Raw genomic sequence first — 19371 nt, 5'->3', positions numbered from 1 at the left:
CGAAAGGTTGAAAGAAATTTAATTCGGTTAAAGTGTGACAGTTATAACAAACGGCATATATCCGTTTCCCATCGGTAACCCAGCCCATAAATGGAACGAATGAACGTTTTATCATTGTCCAATTGCTCCAGTTTACGGCGCAGGTTTTTAATATGGCTATCAATAGTACGGTCTGTCACGATCCGGTGATCGTCATACAGATTATTCAGTAATTGATCGCGGGAAAACACTTGCCCTGGACGACTCGCCATCGTTTTTAATAACCGGAATTCAACCGGCGTCAAATCCAGTATTTTATCGCAGTAACGCGCTTGGAAGCAGGCTTCGTCAATGTGCAGATCACTTTGTCTGACAATATCTTGTGGCCGGTAACAGCGGCGAAGCATGGCTTTAACCCGTGCGACAATTTCACGCGGGCTGTAAGGTTTACAAATGTAATCATCTGCGCCGATTTCCAGCCCCAATAAACGGTCAATTTCTTCCGTTTTGGCGGTAACCATAATAATTGGTACGTCAGAGAAGCGGCGGATTTCTCGGCAGACAGAGATACCATCACAACCTGGCAGCATCAGATCCAATAAAATAATATCTGGATTATGTTGCTGTACGTGGGGAACAACTTGATCGCCACGCAACAGCCATTGAGTTTCGTAATCCGCCGCGCGCAGGTAATCAACCAGCAACTGGCCGAGCTTTGGCTCATCTTCAACAATCAGAACCGTATAATGGTCAAATTCTGTACTCATAATGTTTCGCTGTCAGGAGACTCAATTAGCGGCAATTCTACGATAATTCTCAGGCCACCTAAAGGCGAGGGTTCCGCACAGATGGTACCGCTATGTGCTTCAACGATGTTATAGCAAATAGCCAACCCAAGCCCTGAGCCACCACTGGCACGGTTTCGTGAGGATTCACTGCGGTAGAATCGTTCAAAAACCCGTTGGTATTGTTCGGGTAACAGGCCCGGCTCGCTGTCCTGCCAGTGCAATATAAAACGATTATCGTCAGAACATCCTTCAATAATCAGTTTTCCATTATCAGTGGTATAGCGAAGACTGTTTTCCAGCAAATTATGAAAAAGCTGAGTCAATCTGCCTGGATCAGCAAACATCATGATAGTTTCCGGTAATTTAACATCTATCTGAATGTGCTTATCAAAGAAGCGCCCACGGCAAGATGCGATAGCTGTTTGAATTAATTCACTGATATTAATAAATTCTTTCCGGTATGCCAGTGCTCCGCGATCTGATAAAGAGAGCTGGTGTAGATCATCAACCAGTTTGGTCAATGTGGTGATCTCCGCCAATAACGAATTCAGTGTTTCGGGTGTTGGTTTATGAACGCCATCCTGTAAAGCTTCCAATTCACCACGCAAGATGGAAAGGGGAGTGCGCAGTTCATGGGAAATATCGGCCATATAATCACGGCGCATCTGCTCATTTTTTTCCAGTGTACTGGCGAGTTGGTTAAAATTGTGGGCAAGCTGACCGATTTCATCTTTACTTGATGGTGTCACCCGGACACTGAAATCGCCTGACGCCAGTTTATGTGTCCCTTCGACCAGACGCTTAACGGGTTTTAACATGCCACGGGATAATAATAATGTGGCGACAATGGCCAGCAAAGTAGACAAGCTGGCAATTATCCAGCTTGTCAGTTGTTGCTGGCGATCAAAACTGATATCTGCCTGACGGGTAATTTTGTCTGATGCACTGACAATGACCCAGCCAACGACTTGGTCATTATAGATGATCGGTTTGCGATAGGTATCTTCCGGAATTTTACCTTCATGACCGACCAGCAGTTTCATCTCATTGTCCACTACCCAAAATTGAGTTCGCCAGCCACGGGGCGGAGGACCCTGGCGGCTTTCACTGGTTTGTTCAATGGAACGAATGATTTGAAAAATGACCCGGTCATTTTTCTTTAAGAATTTCCAGCTACTATATTGTTGATATTGTTCAGCCAGTGCTTCAGCCAGCATAGAGGTGCGTAATTGGATATTTTGTTTTATATAACCCATAAAACCATGCTGGAAGCTACTTCTTACGCCCCAATGCATGGTAATAAGTACCAGCATACATGTGGCAAAGATAGCCATAAATAGCTTACCGCTGATGCCCAGTTTCATCGTTGCTCTGCCATTTGTTTGATGGCACGCCGTTGTTGCCATTTCTCCCTCAGTCGATCAAAACAGAGATAGACAACCGGTGTGGTATAGAGTGTTAAAAGTTGGCTCATGACCAAGCCACCAACGATGGTTATCCCCAATGGCTGGCGTAATTCCGCTCCATCACCACTGCCTAAAACCAGTGGCAGAGCACCAAACAAGGCGGCCAGTGTGGTCATCAGAATCGGGCGGAAACGTAACAGGCTGGCCTGGAATATCGCGTCACGGGCGCAGATATTACCGTTACGCTGAGTTTCAATAGCAAAATCCACCATAATAATGGCATTTTTTTTCACGATACCAATCAACAACATGATGCCGATTAATGCTATCAGGCTGAATGGTGTGTCGAACAACTCCAGCGCCAGCAGGGCACCAATCCCGGCAGAAGGCAGAGTAGAAAGAATGGTCAATGGATGAAGATAACTTTCATACAGTATCCCCAGTACCAGATAGACCGTCATAATGGCAGCCAGGATCAGGAATAATTGTGATTTCAGGGTTTCCTGAAAAATTTGGGCGGTGCCGGCGAAAGTGCCGCGAACCGTTGAGGGCACACCCAGCCCGGTCATGGTTCTTTCAATCGCATTGATAGCATCGGACAGGGTATAACCTGTTGGTACATTGAAAGAAATGGTTGAAGCAGCAGAAAGCCCCTCATGATTCACACTTAGCGGCGCGTTAGCCGGTTGCCAGTGGGCAAAGTAGGAGAGGGGAATCGCTTTTCCTTGATTATTTATCACAAACATTTTTTCCAGTGCGCTGACATCCTGCGTATATTCCGGTGCAACTTCCATGACAACTTTGTACTGATTGAGTGGCTGATAAATAGTGGATATTTGCCGCTGACCAAAAGCATTATTCAGCATGTTATTTGCTTCATTGACGTTAATTCCCAACCGCGACATGGTGTCGCGATCATAGATTATTGCCATTTCAGCCCCTTTATCTTCTTTATCGGAATTCACATCGGTCAGTTGGGGCAGTTGCCCTAATGCTTTACGGATAATGGGTTCCCATTTGCGGAGATCATTGAGATCATCTGCCAGCAAGGTAAATTGGTAGCTGGCATTAGACTGGCGACCACCAGCTCTGACATCTTGTACTGGAATGAGAAACAGGTTTGCCCCTGGCTCATTGGCAAGCTTGATTCTCAGGCGTGAAATAACCTGTTCGGCACTGTCTGAGCGTTCTTTCAATGGTCTCAGAGAGATAAACATAAAGCCATTATTGACTCGTCCCCCACCAGTGAAACCGATAACGCTGTCTATCGCAGGATCGGCATCAATTATCTGCATAAAATTTTTCATTTTTTCACGCATAGACTGAAAAGAGATACTTTGATCTGCCCGGATAAACCCCAATAACCGGCCGGTGTCCTGCTCCGGGAAGAAAGTTTTTGGGATGTTGATATAGAGCCAAATATTCAGGGCAATGATACCCGCCAGGATTAACAATACCCAACGGCTATGGTTCAGTACCCACATCAGGGAGCGCCCATAACCTTGTTGAATTTTCAGCAGTACTTTACCGAAACCACGGATTCTTTTCTGTGCTTTAGGCAGTTGAGATTTCAGCAAATGAGCGCACATCATCGGCGTTAGTGTCAAAGAAACCAGTAATGAGATACCGATTGATGTGGTTAAGGTAATGGCAAATTCACGGAATAGCCGGCCAACCAGCCCATCCATTAGTAGAAGTGGGATAAAAACGGCAACCAGCGAAATGCTCATAGCAAGGACGGTAAAGCCCACTTCCCGGACACCGCGCAGTGCGGCTTGCATCGGTTTGATACCGGCTTCAAGGTGGCGGGAAATATTTTCCAGTACCACAATCGCATCATCCACCACAAATCCCGTCGCAATCGTCAGAGCCATCAGGGAAAGGTTGTTCAGACTGAAACCGCACAGATACATGGCGGTAAACGTTCCAATGAGTGAAACGGGGACTGCAATTGCCGGGATCAACGTTGCCCGGCCAGAACGCAAAAACAGAAATACTACCAGGATCACCAGCCCGATAGCAATCACCAACGCCCGTTCTACCTCAGACAGTGAAGCGCGAATAGTCGGTGTGCGATCCTGAGCCACTTTAAGCTGAATAGAGGCAGGAATAGCTCCACGTAATGCCGGTAATTGTTCTCGAATACGGTTTACCGTAGCGATAATATTCGCGCCGGCTTCACGGCGAATGATCAGCAAAATAGCCGGTTCACCTTCAGACATACCGGCTGCTCTGACATTTTGCACCGAATCTTTTACATCTGCGACATCCTGCAATCGCACCGGTGAGCCGTTATTATAGTGAACGATTATTGGGCGATAGCTTTCGGCGGTTTTCAGTTCATCGTTTGTTTGAACTTGCCAGCGTTGTTGCTCTGAATCCACATAGCCCTGTGGACGGCGGACATTGGCATTGCTGATGGCTTTGCGTACTGCATCCAGAGAAACACCCTGATGAAACAGCGCGCTGGGATTCAATTCAACTCTTACTGCGGGTAATGAACTGCCGCCAACAGAGACTTCACTGACGCCTTCAACTTGTGCAATTTTCTGCGCCAGTTGAGTAGACGCAAAATCATAAAGCTGCCCCTGATTATAGGTATCAGAAGTCAGTGTCAGGATCATAATCGGTGCGTCGGACGGATTTACTTTGTAATAACCCGGCCTGCCAGGCATACCGGAAGGCAACATATTTTGAGCCGCATTCAGTGCTGCCTGTACATCCCGTGCCGCGCTGTTGATATCACGGCTCAGGTCAAATTCAAGTATGATATCGGTATTGCCAAGGGAGCTGCTGGATGTCATTTCATTAACACCGGCAATTCGGCCTAAGGCACGTTCCAGCGGGGTCGCGACAGATGAGGCCATTGTCTCCGGTGAGGCACCCGGTAATGAGGCATAGACGGAGATCACCGGAAAATCCACTTGTGGCAAAGGAGAAACCGGTAACAGGGTAAATCCCAATATTCCGCACAGGGTTATGGCTAAACTTAATAGTGTGGTGGCAACCGGACGTTGGATAAATAGCGCAAAAAATTTCACCGCGGCTCCTGATGATCAATGGATGAAATATCTGATGCTGAGAACATGCGGTTACGGCGATAGTGTGCCAGCCGATCGAACAGTAAATAGATCACCGGGGTGGTAAACAGCGTCAGGATCTGGCTCATCATCAGCCCACCCACCATACAGACACCCAGAGGGCGGCGTAATTCGGCACCTGCACCGGTACTGAGCATCAATGGCAGTGCGCCAAGCAATGCTGCCATTGTGGTCATCAGAATCGGACGAAAACGCAATAAACATGCCTGATAAATCGCTTCGTAAGGGGATAATCCCTGCTCGCGTTCTGCCGCCAGTGCAAAATCGATCATCATGATGGCATTTTTTTTCACAATACCTATCAGCAAGATAATGCCGATGATCGCAATAACATCCAGTTCGTGACCTGCCATCATCAGTGCCAGCAGTGCACCGACTCCTGCGGTCGGCAAAGTGGAGAGAATTGTCACCGGATGGATAAAACTTTCATACAGGATCCCTAATACGATATACATAGCGATGACAGCAGCTGCGATCAGCCACAATGTATTACCCAGCGCGCTTTCAAATGCCAGTGTTGCTCCCTGAAACTGGGGGGTTATGTCTTTGGGCATGTTGATCAATTGCACGGCATCACGAACAGCATTGACGGCCTGTTCAAGAGAAGCGTTTTCGGCAACGTTGAAAGAGAATGTCGCAGCGGGGAATTGCGCCAGATGGTTAATTGCCAGTGGTCCAAATCTTTGTTCAACAGTGGCGATAGCCCGGAGTGGCACAATATTGCCGTCAGTTCCGCTCAGACGGATGTTATCAAATGCTGCCAGCCCTGGAGTCGATTTCACATCATGTTCCAGTACAACCCGATACTGATTAGCCTGAGTATAAATGGTTGAAATTAGCCTTTGGCCGAATGCGTTGTAGAGTGCGTTATCTACGGCTGCCATTGAAATGCCTAATCGGCTGGCGGTATCTCTGTCTACTTTGACATAGGCAATCGGCCCTTGATCTTGCCAGTCACTGCTGACATCAACCAGTGCTGATCTCTGTTTCAGTTCAGTCAGTAATTTGGGTACCCAAATACCCAATTCATTCAGGGAAGTCGCCTGTACTGTAAATTGATATTGGGTGCGTGTAACCTGAGTATCAATCGTCAGGTCCTGCATAGGTTGCAGATAGAGTTTTACTCCGGGTATAGACGCAATTTTTTCCTGCAAACGTGGAATAATTTCGGCGATTCTGTCATCACGCTGATTGAGAGGTTTTAGTGTGATTTGTAACCGGCCGTTATTCAGTGTTGGGTTGCTGCCATCAATGCCGACAAATGTGGTGATATTTTCTATTGCCGGGTCTTGCAACAATAAGGATGAAACTTGCCGCTGTTTATCCACCATTGCCGCAAAGGAAATTGATTGCGGCGCTTCTAGTGTTCCCTGAATCAGCCCGTTATCTTGCAATGGGAAAAATCCTTTTGGAATAATGAGATAAAGCAGGGTAGTCAGAGCCAGGGTGCTTAAAGCGACGCTAAGTGTGATCCACGGATGGTTCAGCGCTTTTTTCAGCCATACGGCATAACCGGCAATTATCCGATCAAAAAAGCGTTCACTGGCCTGCTCAAAACGGTTGTGTTTTACCTTTGATTCTGGTTTGAGCATTCTGGCGCACATCATGGGTGTCAATGTCAGTGAGACAACCGCTGAAATCAGAATGGCCACGGCCAGGGTAATCGCAAACTCACGGAAAAGGCGGCCAACGATATCGCCCATAAAAAGCAGCGGGATCAGCACTGCGATCAAGGAGAAAGTCAGGGAGATAATGGTAAAACCGATTTCACCTGCGCCTTTCAACGCGGCTGCCATCGGTTTCTCCCCTTGTTCTATATAGCGGGAGATATTCTCGATGACCACAATGGCGTCATCCACCACAAAACCGGTGGCAATGGTGAGCGCCATTAGTGTCAGGTTATTAACGGAAAAACCGCAGAAATACATCACGGCGAATGTGCCGATCAGTGAAAGAGGAACAGCGATACTTGGGATAAGTGTTGCGATGCCGTTGCGTAAAAACAGGTAAATCACCATAACAACCAGTGCAATCGCCAGTAACAGCTCAAACTGAACATCTTTTACTGAGGCGCGAATCGTTGTGGTGCGGTCGGTCAAAATTTTCATATCGACAGATTTCGGTAAACTACTGATGAGTTCCGGCAATATCTGACGAATATTATCGGTGGTTTCAATCACGTTAACACCCGGCTGGCGCTGGACATTAATCACAATTGCCTGTTTGTTATTTGCCCATGCGCCCAGTTTGGTGTTTTCGGCCTTTTGTTCAATGGTGGCGATATCTTGTAACCGCACCGGTGCCCCATTTTTATAGGCAACGATCAGTTTGCGGTAATCATCTACTGATTTCATTTGATCGTTGGTCGAAAGCGTGACAGAACGAGTCGGGCCATCAAGGCTGCCTTTGGCGGAGTTGACGTTGGCATTGTTGATAGCGGTACGGAGAGTTTCGCTGTCCAATCCCTGTGCGGCGACAGCCTGAGCATTCAGCTTCACTCTGATTGCCGGGCGCTGACCACCGGCCAGTGTCACTAATCCAACCCCATTTACCTGTGAGATTTTCTGTGCGATCCGGGTTTCCACCATATCTTGAATCTGTGTCGTCGGCATTGCATCGGAGGTGATTGCCAGCGTTAGAATAGGGGGATCTGCGGGATTGACTTTGCTGTAAATGGGAGGATAGGGCAGGTCATTGGGTAATAAGTTACTGGCGGCGTTAATGGCTGCCTGCACTTCCTGCTCGGCGACATCTAATGGCAAAGTCAGTTGAAATTGTAATGTGATAACGGAAGCTCCGCCGGAACTTTGGGAGGCCATCTGTTTAAGACCGGACATTTGTCCAAGCTGGCGTTCCAATGGTGCGGTGACTGCGGAGGTCATCACGTCAGGGCTTGCGCCGGGGTAGAGTGTGACAACCTGAATGGTGGGATAGTCTACTTCCGGCAGCGCAGACACCGGTAACATGCGATAGCCGATAATCCCCGCTAATAGGATCGCCATCATGAACAGTGTGGTGGCAACGGGGCGCAGAATAAACAGGCGCGATGGTCCGCCGCCTGGAATTTGGGAGCTTACCTGCATCAGGAATTCTCCGTTTTGCTGTGTTTTTGCGGCTGAATCTTATTTGCCATTGGTGTGACAATATCCACCTTAGCGCCATCTGTCAGGCGATCGATACCATCAGTTACCACTTTATCACCCGCCGTCAGGCCAGTGTTGATAACAACCCGTTGTGTATCCTGCAATTGGACTGAAACCAGATGTTTGCTGACTTTATTATCTTTATCCAATATCCAGACAAAATTCCCTTCATTTCCCATTTGCAGAGCAGCGTTTGGGATCACCACTGCGTTTTTCAGCGTATCAACTTTAATTCGGATATTAACGAACTGATTCGGGAACAGAATGTCATCTTGATTGGCAAAACGGGCTTTCAGCTTAATGGTGCCGGTAGCGGCATTGATTTGATTATCAATACTCAGCAATTTTCCTTCGGCAAGTTGTTGCCGGTTGTTGCGATCCCATGCGCTGACAACGACATCATGATTCGCTTTCTGAGCTTGCAAGACGGCATTGATATCGTTTTCGGGCAATGAAAACAGCACATCCGCGGGATCGGTTTGTGTGATAACAACAATAGGAGAATTGTTGCCACTGGTGATAAAATTCCCGACATCTATCTGTTTCAGACCCACCTGACCGGAAATAGGCGCAGTAATACGGCTGTAAGTGAGTTGCAGCTTGGCACTGTCAATTGCGGCTTGATCAACTTTCAGACTGGCTTCATGTTGGCGGACAAGTGCACGCTGATTATCCATTTCTTGTTGGGAAATCAGTTTAGTATTTGCCAATTTCTGGTAGCGGCTGAGATCCTGACGAGCATTTGCCAGTATTGCCTCATCTTTGGCAAGTTGACCTTTAGCTTGTGCTAACTGAACCTGAAAAGGACGAGGATCAATTTCTGCCAATAAATCACCTTGTTTAATCTGTTGACCTTCCTGAAAGTGCAGAGCCATAAGCTGACCTTCAACCCGGCTGGTCACAATGGCGGTATTGGCGGCCTGAATGGTGCCAAGCCCGGTCAGAAAGCGGGGTACTGCCTGTTCTTTAGCGGTAGCAACCTGAACAGGGGGTAAAGGAGGATGTTTTGAACCCGAGGATGGATTAGATGCGTCAGGTTGTTGAGAGACTGAAGGCATATTAAATTGGTGCCAGACAAATATAGCGGCAACGATGGCAACAGCGGCCAGTGTTGCACGGAAAAGGAGGATACGGCGTTTATTATTTTTATTCATTTTTTCGACATGCGCTCTCAAATGCAAAATGTTGCTTGATTATGCCGACTGCAATAGCGGTTTAATCGTATTCTATTAGTTTAGCCAGTGAGGATAGGCTAAAAGATGAAGAAAATGTGGAAAATATGTCAAGAAAATGCTTTTTAAGTCAAATTAAGGTGTTTTTTGTCAATTTCTTCGAGGCCGCTCCAAGATTTATGTAAATGATGGTGGCTTTGTTACTTTATTATAATGCGAAGAAAAAGGGAGCTCTCTTTGTATTAGAAAAAAGAGAAAATTTAGCTGCTATTCTCGGTGTTTCAGTTAGACAATTAAATCGGGCTATTAGAAGCTTGGATGAGAAAGAGATAATTATGTCAAAGAATAAACAGGTTAAAGTTATTGATTGCAGATCTTTGGGTAATAATATTGAATTTTAAACAGTGGCGGATTCGACTAATAAGTGCAATTTAATGGCAATGGTATTTCTACTTAAAGCGTTATCGATTGGTAAAGCTTCTTAACCGCTGTAGTGCTTTTATTTCTCACATTGTTAAAAAATGGGGATTTATCATTACCGCCAGTTTCAATTGTAGCGTTGGTTTTTTCAATTAGTTTCTTTAGTCTGATAGGGTTTGCCTCATTGGCTTACGGTTCTGTAACTGGGCATGTTGCGATTGTTACTGTTCTGAGTTCATTAGCAAGTGGAGTCACCGCTTTGTTAGGTTTTTTTATTCGTGGAGAACGATTGAGCCGCATTCAGTGGATGGGCATTATTGTCATAATCGCAGGGGTCATTCTGTTGAAGTTGTAGTCGTTATAATGGATTGTTTCCCCGAAAAATTCGGGGAAACAGTGAGAAAATTAAGCTGATTGACGAGAGTTGTGGTGCCAGATTGATTATTTTTTATTTTGATGATTCCTCTGCTATTTCTAGTTGCCAACCCGTAACGTTATGCCAATATTCTTGCTCTTTTTCCAGATCAAGTTGCATCAGGGTATTTTCTGATAAGTAATTGTAAGGCAGATAGAGTGCCCAATGGCCATCATCAGTAACCAGTCTGAGTGATTCAGGGGTGGTTGTGGATTGACGTTGATTATTGAGTAAAGTTGCCAGACGCAGGATTTGAATTAATGGCAGATATTGTTTTTTCTTAAATAGATTGAATCTTGGCAAATCATCCAGTTTTATTGTTTTGCGGTGACAGCGAACCAGTGTTGCCAATAGTAATTGTTGTTCCTGATTAAAGCCTGGCAAGTTGGTGTTTTGCAAAATATAAGCAGAGTGCCGTTGTAATCCGCTTAAATTAATACTTAGCCCAACTTCGTGCAGCATTGCCGCCCAGTGTAAAATCGCTTCCAGTTGGGGCTGCACCAGCTTTGGGTTCTGGATAGCCCATTGTTGGTAAAGCGCTTCAGTGGTATCGAGCACACGTTTTGCTTGTTCTCTGTCGATATTGTAGTGTTCAGCCAGGCTTTTTGCCGTTCTCCGGCGGATGTCCTGGTGGCGGAAGCGGCCTTCCATTTCATATAAAACACCTTCGCGCAGAGCGCCATCTGATAGTTGTAACTCTTTTATATGCAAGGCATCGAATACACCGCATAAGATAGCCAGCCCGGGAACAAAAACGTGTTTACGATCATCGGATAATTCAGGTAAGTCGAGGGTTTTAAACTTTTTGAATTTAAGCACCTCTTTGACCAACATTTCCAGCCGTTCAGGTGTGATTAATCCATCCTTCTCTCCCATTGCGACCAATACTTCATAAACGGCTTTGATTGTCCCGGATGCTCCGAGCACGGAGTTCCAGCCTTTTATGCGGTATTGCCATGAGAGGTTCTCCAATTTTTGAGCTGCTTCAAGCCGTGCTCGGCGGAATTTCTCCGCACTGATTTCGCCGTCGGAAAAGAATTGGTGAGAAAAACTGATGCATCCCATCCGGCGGCTTTCTATTAATAAAGGTTCAAAATTTTCGCCGATCACCAGTTCAGTAGAGCCACCGCCAATATCAATCACTAGCTTACGATCTTGTTCCGGCTGAGTGTGTTCGACGCCCATGTAGATCAGGCGGGCTTCTTCGTGACCGGAAATAATTTCAATCGGGTAGGGGATGACCTCTTGTGCCCGCCTGATGAATTCTTTGGCGTTGCTGGCTTCACGTAAGCTGTGAGTGCCGACTAGACAGACGTTATCTGCCGGAAAGCCTTGTAGTCGTTCAGCAAACAGCGCAAGGCAAGCCAGGCCGCGCGCCATGGCTTCTTCGCTTAATTCGTTTCTTTGATTAAGACCGTAAGCAAGGTAGACATGTTGTTTTATACGGCCAAGGATCTGCAATGCGCCGTTAACGATCCGTGCAATGATCATATGGAAACTGTTTGAACCCAGATCGATAGCGGCAATTTCCATTGGTCTCGGCGTAGATTTATCGTGTGTTAGCGGCATAAATTAGGCTCTTGGTCCAGGTTGTTCGAGGGCTTTTATATAGTCATAAATCGCCAGTTGTGCACGGATTTTCCGTTTATTGCCCCGTGGCACATAGCTGTTGCTCAATTCTTTATCGACGTAACGGGCTTTTACCGTATCGTTGAATTGTAGTTCGAGAATATCCAGCACACGTTGTTTCAATTGTGGATCAAGCAGGCAGACGGCAACCTCAATCCGGTAGTCGATATTACGGGTCATCCAGTCGGCAGAGGAGAGAAAGACTTTTTCATCGCCATTATTGGTAAAGACATAAACCCGATCGTGTTCGAGGTAACGGTCAACGATACTGGTGATTTGAATATTTTCGCTGAATCCTGGCTGATTGGGCACCAGTGAACACATACCACGTATTAGCAGGCGTATTTTCACACCCGCTTCTGAGGCGTCATACAGACGGTCCACCAGATCTTTATCAACAAGGTTATTGATTTTTAACGTAATGCCAGCGGGTTTATTTGCTTTGGCGTTTGCTATTTCCTGAGAAATAAGTTGGTTGAGCATCGCGCGGGAATTTTGCGGCGAAACCATCAGGTTTTCAAAGTTGACCGGGCGATAGGGGTTTTCAATAAAGTTGAATACCCGACGCACTTCGTTGGTAATTTGCGGATTGGCTGTCAGCAGGGAATAGTCGGTATAAAGACGTGCCGTTTTTTCATTAAAGTTACCTGTACCAATATGGGCATAGCGAACAATTTCTTCGCCTTCCAGACGGGAAATAAAAAACAGCTTTGCGTGGATCTTTAGCCCCGGTGCTGAGAAAATAACATGCACACCTGCTTCGGTCAGCCGTTTGGCCCAATGAATATTGGCTTCTTCATCAAATCGTGCTTGTAATTCAACAACCACGGTAATTTTTTTACCGTTATGGGCTGCATGGATCATTGATTCAATAATGCGGGAGTCTTTTGCTACCCGATAAATATTGATCTTGATGGAAAGTACGCTTGGGTCAAAAGAAGCCTGGCGCAGTAATTCCAGCACATGTTCAAAGGTGTGATAGGGATAATAGAGCAGAACGTCCTGTTCACGAATAGCATCAAAACCATTGCGAAAATGATCAAACCCGGTGTGCCGTAATCTCGGCAAGGGTCTGTTCAACAGGTTTTTCTTTCCCTCATTGGGAAATTTAATGAAATCTTTAAAGTTGTGATAGCGTCCGCCGGCAATCACCGAGTCATCATTTGACAAGCCAAGCTTGCTACGCAGTAATTCCACCATTTCATCCGGCATTTCTCTCTGATAAACGAATCTTACCGGTTCCGCAGTCAGCCGTTGTTTCAGCGTGGATGACATCAGTTCGAGCAGGCTTGATTCCATCTCTGTTGCTAAATCATATTCAGAATCACGGGTCATTTTCATTGAATAGGCATTTAGTGAATCATAGTCAAAGAAGCCTTTAAAAATTTCATCAAGACAGTAGCGCAGAATATTGTCCAGCAGGATCATTGATTTGCGTCGTCGTGGCATTTCAGGCGGCAAATTAACAAAACGTGGTACCTTATCTGACGGAATTTCCAGTAATGCGTATTGGATATTCTGACCGCGGACAATTTCAACCGCCAGATAAGTGTAGTCATCTTTCAGAAATTCAACCAGATTTGTTTCCGGATTAATCAGGATTGGCGTGATATGAGGCCGCAGATGTTGACGAAAATATTGGCGTAACCAGATTTGTTGATTCGGTGAAATTTGGCGTTCATTGATCAGGAAAATTTGATTGCGGGCCATTTCTAGCAGTAACTCATTATAGAGCACATCAAATTCCTGATCGGTTTTAGCCACTTTAGATTGAATCTTTTTCAGTATGTGTCGGGAGCTGGTGGCAGCTCCCCGCGCTTCATTAATCAGTATTCTTCGCTTCACATCAGCAAAACGAACTTTGTAGAATTCGTCCAGATTATTGGAGTAAATACCCAGGAACCGCATCCGTTCTATCAATGGGTTGCTCTTATCCGCCGCTTCCTGAAGCACACGTTCGTTGAAGGATAACCAACTAAGTTCTTTCTCGGTATAGAGCCTGTCTTGGGACATTGTTACTCCAAGTGTTGAGGTAAAGGTAATATTATTAGTCGTGGCCGGTTGTTGCAATCTCGTCTGTCATGATGGGTTCAGGTCTTTTCATTTGCCTTGGATGCGAAATATTGAGGTTGGAAAACACACATGCGAATGGCTGTGCGGTAACCGCCATTAATAAAGAATTCATCTATTAATTCTCCCTCAGTGTAAAAACCCAGCTTATTATAGATATGAATGGCTTTGGTGTTTTCCTTATCAACAATCAGGTAGAGTTTATACAGGTTAAGGACAGAAAACGCGTATTCCATTGCCAGTTTTGCCGCTTTGATTGCATGGCCCTGACCCTGATAGGCCGGATCGATAATGATCTGAAATTCTGCCCGGCGATGGATGTAGTCGATTTCGACTAATTCAACCAGCCCAACTTTGGCGTTAGAATTCGTGATAATAAACCGTCGCTCGCTCTGATCGTGAATATGTTTGTCGTAGAGATCGCTCAGTTCAACAAAAGCTTCATAAGGTTCTTCGAACCAGTAACGCATAACGCTGGCGTTGTTATCTAATTGATGGATAAAAGGCAGATCTTCCCGCTCAAGCGGACGTAATCTGACAGGTGGAGAATGAGAACCACCAGACATTTGATACCTCGGTGTTTTTAATCAATAAGAGAGTATTATTAATAATAGTTCGCAGTGCCGGGTATATTACCACAGCACTGTAATTAGGGGGGAATAAATAGATTATTCTGCGGCATAGCCTTGTGGAGGAAGGATATTCCCATCCAGATGGGCTTTGCCATTAACCATGCTCAGACGCCCTTCGACAAACCAGTTGATCACTAATGGGTAGATATCGTGCTCTTGAGTTTGAACCCGTTTAATCACCTCACTTTCTTGATCATTTGCAAAAATAGGGACTTTGGCTTGCAGGATCACTGGGCCGCCATCCAGCTCTTCTGTCACAAAATGAACGGAAGTGCCGTGTTCTGTATCGCCATTTTCCATTGCCTTGCGGTGAGTATGCAGACCGGGATATTTGGGCAATAGAGAAGGGTGAATGTTTAGCAGGCGACCAAAGTAGTGTTGAACAAAATCTGGCGTCAAAATACGCATATAACCTGCGAGAACGACTAAATCGGGTTGATACTGATCGATGGCGTGTTTCAGTGATTGATCATAAGTCTGGCGATCCGCATAGTTTTTCGGGCTGACGACATGGGCGGGAATTGCCGCCTGTTTAGCCCGTCGCAGACCGTAAGCATCGGCGGTATTACTGAATACCGCACAAATTTGCCCCCTGATTTTGTTCTGCTGGCAGGCGTCAATCACCGCTTGGAGATTGCTGCCGTTGCCGGAGATCAATACAACGATGTTTTTCATTGAATAACAACCTGTTGTTCGTTCTCTTTCTGTGTGGCAATAGAGCCGATTTGCCAGGCTTTCTCACCGGCGGCGTTGAGCAATTCAAGCGCTTGCTTAACGGCTGTTTGTGGTAACGCAATGACCATGCCGACACCACAGTTGAATGTACGGTACATTTCATGATGGCTGACATTACCGGTTTGTTGCAGCCAGTTAAATATTGCCGGCCATTGCCAACTGGATTCATTAATTTGCGCCTGGGTATTTTCAGGCAGGACACGTGGAATATTTTCCCAGAAGCCGCCGCCGGTCAGATGAGCAATCGCGTGAACATCAAGGTGTTCAATCAGGGATAAAAGGGATTTCACATAAATTTTTGTTGGGGCGAGCAGGTGATCTGCCAGTGATTTGCCTTCAAGCTCAGTTGCTTCCGGATCTGTGTTGCTGACGGCCAGAATTTTGCGTATCAGAGAATAGCCGTTTGAATGAGGACCACTGGCGGCGAGAGCAATCAGGGCATCACCCACCTGAACTTTACTGCCATCAATAATTTCTGATTTCTCAACGACACCAACACAGAAACCAGCAACATCATAATCTTCACCGTGATACATCCCCGGCATTTCCGCGGTTTCACCACCCACCAGAGCACAGCCGGATAATTTACAACCTTCCGCGATACCGGTAATCACGCTGGCGGCGGTATCAACATCCAGTTTTCCGGTTGCATAATAATCAAGGAAGAACAGGGGTTCTGCGCCCTGGACAACCAAGTCGTTGACGCACATTGCAACTAAATCAATGCCGATAGTGTCATGGCGTTTCAGATCCATCGCCAGACGCAACTTGGTACCAACACCGTCGGTACCGGAAACCAGAATAGGTTCGCGGTATTTTTGCGGTAATGCACATAAAGCGCCAAATCCACCTAAACCGCCCATGACTTCTGGACGACGAGTCTGTTTTACAACACCTTTGATACGGTCTACCAAGGCGTTACCAGCATCGATATCTACACCGGCATCTTTATAGCTGAGAGAGGTTTTGTTGGTCACTGAGAAGCCCTCAAGGCGGTTGCATTTGATAAATTAAGATAGAACACTGACAATTCTAACAGCCTGAGCAAACGTTTGCGAGACTCTTATTTAGGATCTCAGTTATCGGAGAAAAGCCGTGCGTTTGATTAAAATCAACGGATTGGTAGTGGTGTTGTGGTTAAAAGGCGGTATAATCTCGCGATTTTTTGTCTGCCGACGACTTGACATACAGTAGGAGAAGTCCATGAAGATCGTTGAGGTGAACCACCCACTTGTTAAACATAAACTCGGCCTGATGCGAGCGAATGATATCAGCACCAAACGCTTTCGTGAACTGGCCGCAGAAGTCGGAAGCCTTCTGACTTATGAAGCCACCGCTGATTTAGAAACCGAAAAGGTCACGATTGATGGTTGGTGTGGCCCGGTAGCTGTTGAGCAGATTAAAGGTAAGAAAATAACCGTTGTGCCTATTTTGCGTGCAGGATTGGGTATGATGGATGGCGTATTGGAGAACGTACCAAGTGCCCGGATCAGTGTCGTAGGTGTGTATCGCGATGAACAAACGCTAGAACCGGTCCCTTATTTCCAGAAACTGGCTTCTAATATTAATGAACGTCTGGCGCTGGTGGTTGATCCCATGCTGGCGACTGGCGGTTCCATGATTGCAACTATCGATTTATTGAAAAAAGCAGGCTGTCAGTCAATTAAAGTTCTGGTTTTGGTTGCGGCACCTGAAGGTATTACTGCGCTGGAAAGAGCCCATCCCGATGTAGAACTGTATACCGCTTCTATTGATGAGAGACTTAATGAACAGGGCTACATTGTGCCCGGTCTGGGGGATGCAGGCGATAAAATATTTGGTACAAAATAATAAGTTAGCCGACTTTTGAGTCGGCTTTTTTTTGGTTCGTGATGCGATAATATCAAGAGGATAAACAAATGACCCGTCGCACTATTGGGGTAGATGAGCGGCCTCCACTTTTACAGACCATTCCACTGAGCTTCCAACATCTTTTTGCTATGTTTGGTGCGACGGTATTGGTGCCGATTCTGTTTAAAGTTAACCCGGCGACGATTCTGCTATTTAACGGGATCGGTACATTGTTATATCTGATTATTTGTAAGGGAAAAATTCCGGCGTATTTGGGATCGAGTTTCGCATTTATTTCGCCGGTTTTATTGTTGTTGCCATTGGGGTATGAATTAGCATTGGGCGGTTTTATCCTGTGTGGTGTGCTGTTTTGTCTGGTTGCATTAATTGTTAAAGTGGCGGGACGAGGCTGGATTAATGTGCTGTTTCCACCTGCGGCAATGGGGGCGATTGTTGCGGTTATCGGGCTGGAGCTTGCTGGTGTTGCGGCTGATATGGCCGGTTTGCGTCCGGCAGAAGGCGCTGATGTTAATCCAACGACGCTGACAATTTCTCTGGTCACACTGGCGGTGACTGTTCTTGGCTCCGTAATGTTCCGTGGATTTCTGGCAATCATTCCGATTTTGATTGGGGTGTTGGTGGGCTACGCACTGGCATTCCTGTTGGGGGAGGTTGATTTGACTCCTGTGCGTGAAGCACCGTGGTTTGCATTGCCAACTTTTTATACGCCCCGTTTTGAATGGTTCGCTATAATGACGATCCTGCCTGCGGCATTGGTTGTTATCGCGGAACATGTTGGTCATTTAGTTGTTACGGCAAATATTGTGAAGAGAGATTTGTTGAAAGAACCCGGTTTGCATCGTTCTATGTTCGCGAATGGTTTCTCAACTGTGATTTCCGGTTTCTTTGGTTCAACCCCGAATACGACTTATGGCGAAAATATTGGTGTGATGGCAATTACCAAAGTTTACAGCACCTGGGTTATTGGTGGCGCGGCGGTATTGGCGATTCTGCTCTCCTGTGTCGGTAAACTGGCGGCAGCAATTCAAGCCGTGCCTGTTCCGGTCATGGGCGGTGTTTCTCTGTTGCTTTATGGGGTTATCGGAGCATCCGGTATTCGGGTGCTGATTGATTCCAAAGTGGATTACAATAAAGCACAAAATCTGATTCTGACCTCCGTTATTCTTATTATTGGTGTCAGTGGCGCGAAAATAAATATTGGCGTTGCTGAACTTAAAGGGATGGCGCTGGCAACCATTGTGGGTATTGGTATGAGTCTGATTTTCCGCTTGATTAGTATTATTCGTCCTGAAGAACGATATATTGAATCTTCTGTTGAATCTGTTAAGCGCGATAAGTCATTGAAGCAATAAATTCGATTTATTTCCCCGTTTTGAATGGTTTTAATCAGGGAGATCGGGGGAGGTGGACGTAAACTTATTTACGGTACCTGCGTTATGGAGGAAAAAGGAGCGAAAAGCTCCTTTTTCAGTTTATCGGACTACGTACCAGTTTCGTTTTTCATTGAGATACTGAACAGTACCTTCTCTTTCGGATTTTTTTAGGGCACTGTAAGCGGCTCTCATACGTTCAGCTTTTTTAGCTACCGCTTTTTCGAGTTCAAGCTTTTCTTTTTCGGCTTGTTTGTTATGTATGTATGACATGACCCCTTCTGTTTGGATCTAACTTATCTGTCATGGTAAAGCCGTTTTGTGTCACAAATCGATTAATATATCGTTTATAGACCCTGTTCAGTCGCTCATCTGCGGCTAGCAAAATATATCCACTAGGACTAACCGCATTATAGTGCTCATTAATCAACCTCTCAACTGCGGACATAATTATTATCGTTTGAGCATGGTTATTTGTCGGGTACCTCTCAAATAGTGTGTTATTGTCTAAATTGTTTTTTGCATATTCCACGCTAGACACTTCAAAGTCTGAGAGATGTGCTTCGCCATATCCGAGGTTTTCTATTTTAAAAGGCATAGATTTTCCCAAGGTTTCAACATGTTGAAACCTTATATTTTCAGTATTCTTCAATCAATTGC

The 19371-nt window shown here is 45.8% G+C and carries 15 protein-coding genes and 1 pseudogene; 4 read left to right on the top strand and 12 right to left on the bottom strand.

All coding sequences use genetic code 11. The annotated features are described in order from the left end of the window. Positions 1-41: 41 nt before the first annotated feature. The 5 genes from baeR to C5471_RS03440 are packed head-to-tail and all read right to left on the bottom strand — an operon-like array spanning position 42 to position 9571. Positions 42-746 (bottom strand): envelope stress response regulator BaeR, encoded by a 705-nt coding sequence (baeR, locus tag C5471_RS03460; protein WP_133812700.1) that lies wholly within the window; start codon positions 744-746, stop codon positions 42-44. Further along, on the bottom strand, positions 743-2131 hold the full coding sequence (gene baeS, locus C5471_RS03455) for an envelope stress sensor histidine kinase BaeS (RefSeq protein WP_133814183.1): 1389 nt from the start codon (positions 2129-2131) through the stop codon (positions 743-745). The genes baeR and baeS overlap by 4 nt, the downstream gene beginning before the upstream one ends. After that, entirely contained in the window at positions 2128-5214 is a 3087-nt protein-coding gene (gene mdtC, locus C5471_RS03450; protein ID WP_166295638.1) for a multidrug efflux RND transporter permease subunit MdtC, read from the bottom strand. Before mdtC ends, baeS begins: the two co-directional genes overlap by 4 nt. Then, positions 5211-8357 (bottom strand): MdtB/MuxB family multidrug efflux RND transporter permease subunit, encoded by a 3147-nt coding sequence (locus C5471_RS03445; protein WP_133812701.1) that lies wholly within the window; start codon positions 8355-8357, stop codon positions 5211-5213. The genes mdtC and C5471_RS03445 overlap by 4 nt, the downstream gene beginning before the upstream one ends. Continuing rightward, positions 8357-9571 carry an MdtA/MuxA family multidrug efflux RND transporter periplasmic adaptor subunit gene (locus tag C5471_RS03440; RefSeq protein ID WP_133812702.1) on the bottom strand — a complete coding sequence of 405 codons (1215 nt, stop codon included), beginning with the start codon at positions 9569-9571 and terminating at the stop codon, positions 8357-8359. Before C5471_RS03440 ends, C5471_RS03445 begins: the two co-directional genes overlap by 1 nt. Positions 9572-9774: 203 nt before the next feature. On the opposite strand from C5471_RS03440, the gene C5471_RS03435 reads away from it, so the two are divergent. Together C5471_RS03435 and C5471_RS03430 are read left to right on the top strand one after the other, a co-directional pair. After that, positions 9775-9990 (top strand): helix-turn-helix domain-containing protein, encoded by a 216-nt coding sequence (locus C5471_RS03435; RefSeq protein WP_133812703.1) that lies wholly within the window; start codon positions 9775-9777, stop codon positions 9988-9990. 89 nt (positions 9991-10079) lie between these two features. Continuing rightward, positions 10080-10364: pseudogene (locus C5471_RS03430) on the top strand (EamA family transporter); the annotation flags it as partial. A 93-nt stretch (positions 10365-10457) separates the two neighbouring features. Here C5471_RS03430 and ppx read toward each other — a convergent pair. From ppx to purM, 5 genes are all read right to left on the bottom strand, one after another. Beyond that, a complete protein-coding gene (ppx, locus tag C5471_RS03425) occupies positions 10458-11993 on the bottom strand; it encodes an exopolyphosphatase (protein ID WP_133812705.1) in 1536 nt (511 codons plus the stop codon). 3 nt (positions 11994-11996) lie between these two features. Further along, on the bottom strand, positions 11997-14066 hold the full coding sequence (gene ppk1 / locus C5471_RS03420) for a polyphosphate kinase 1 (RefSeq protein ID WP_133812706.1): 2070 nt from the start codon (positions 14064-14066) through the stop codon (positions 11997-11999). A gap of 77 nt (positions 14067-14143) precedes the next feature. Further along, positions 14144-14689 (bottom strand): spermidine N1-acetyltransferase, encoded by a 546-nt coding sequence (speG, locus tag C5471_RS03415; RefSeq protein WP_133812707.1) that lies wholly within the window; start codon positions 14687-14689, stop codon positions 14144-14146. Between the two features lie 102 nt (positions 14690-14791). Further along, a complete protein-coding gene (gene purN / locus C5471_RS03410; RefSeq protein WP_133812708.1) occupies positions 14792-15430 on the bottom strand; it encodes a phosphoribosylglycinamide formyltransferase in 639 nt (212 codons plus the stop codon). Continuing rightward, complete coding sequence (gene purM, locus C5471_RS03405; protein ID WP_133812709.1) at positions 15427-16467, bottom strand: phosphoribosylformylglycinamidine cyclo-ligase; 1041 nt, start codon at positions 16465-16467, stop codon at positions 15427-15429. Before purM ends, purN begins: the two co-directional genes overlap by 4 nt. 226 nt (positions 16468-16693) lie before the next feature. Between purM and upp the strand changes: the two genes are divergently transcribed. Next, positions 16694-17320, top strand: coding sequence for a uracil phosphoribosyltransferase (gene upp, locus C5471_RS03400; RefSeq protein WP_133812710.1), 627 nt, complete (start codon positions 16694-16696; stop codon positions 17318-17320). Between the two features lie 68 nt (positions 17321-17388). Beyond that, positions 17389-18693 (top strand): uracil permease, encoded by a 1305-nt coding sequence (gene uraA / locus C5471_RS03395; protein ID WP_133812711.1) that lies wholly within the window; start codon positions 17389-17391, stop codon positions 18691-18693. Positions 18694-18813: 120 nt separating this feature from the next. Here uraA and C5471_RS03390 read toward each other — a convergent pair whose 3' ends face one another. Together C5471_RS03390 and C5471_RS03385 are read right to left on the bottom strand one after the other, a co-directional pair. Further along, positions 18814-18984, bottom strand: a complete 171-nt coding sequence (locus tag C5471_RS03390; RefSeq protein WP_166295634.1) for a hypothetical protein — start codon at positions 18982-18984, stop codon at positions 18814-18816. Continuing rightward, the gene (locus C5471_RS03385; protein ID WP_133812712.1) at positions 18968-19363 is read right to left on the bottom strand and encodes a hypothetical protein; all 396 of its coding nucleotides are present in this window, start codon (positions 19361-19363) and stop codon (positions 18968-18970) included. Before C5471_RS03385 ends, C5471_RS03390 begins: the two co-directional genes overlap by 17 nt. Positions 19364-19371: the final 8 nt, after the last annotated feature.

It is taken from the genome of Photorhabdus tasmaniensis, from assembly GCF_011189505.1.
In the GTDB taxonomy this organism is placed as follows: domain Bacteria; phylum Pseudomonadota; class Gammaproteobacteria; order Enterobacterales; family Enterobacteriaceae; genus Photorhabdus; species Photorhabdus tasmaniensis.
The sequence above is the reverse complement of the archived record's forward strand: the minus strand, read 5'-3'. Positions and strand labels throughout refer to the sequence as shown.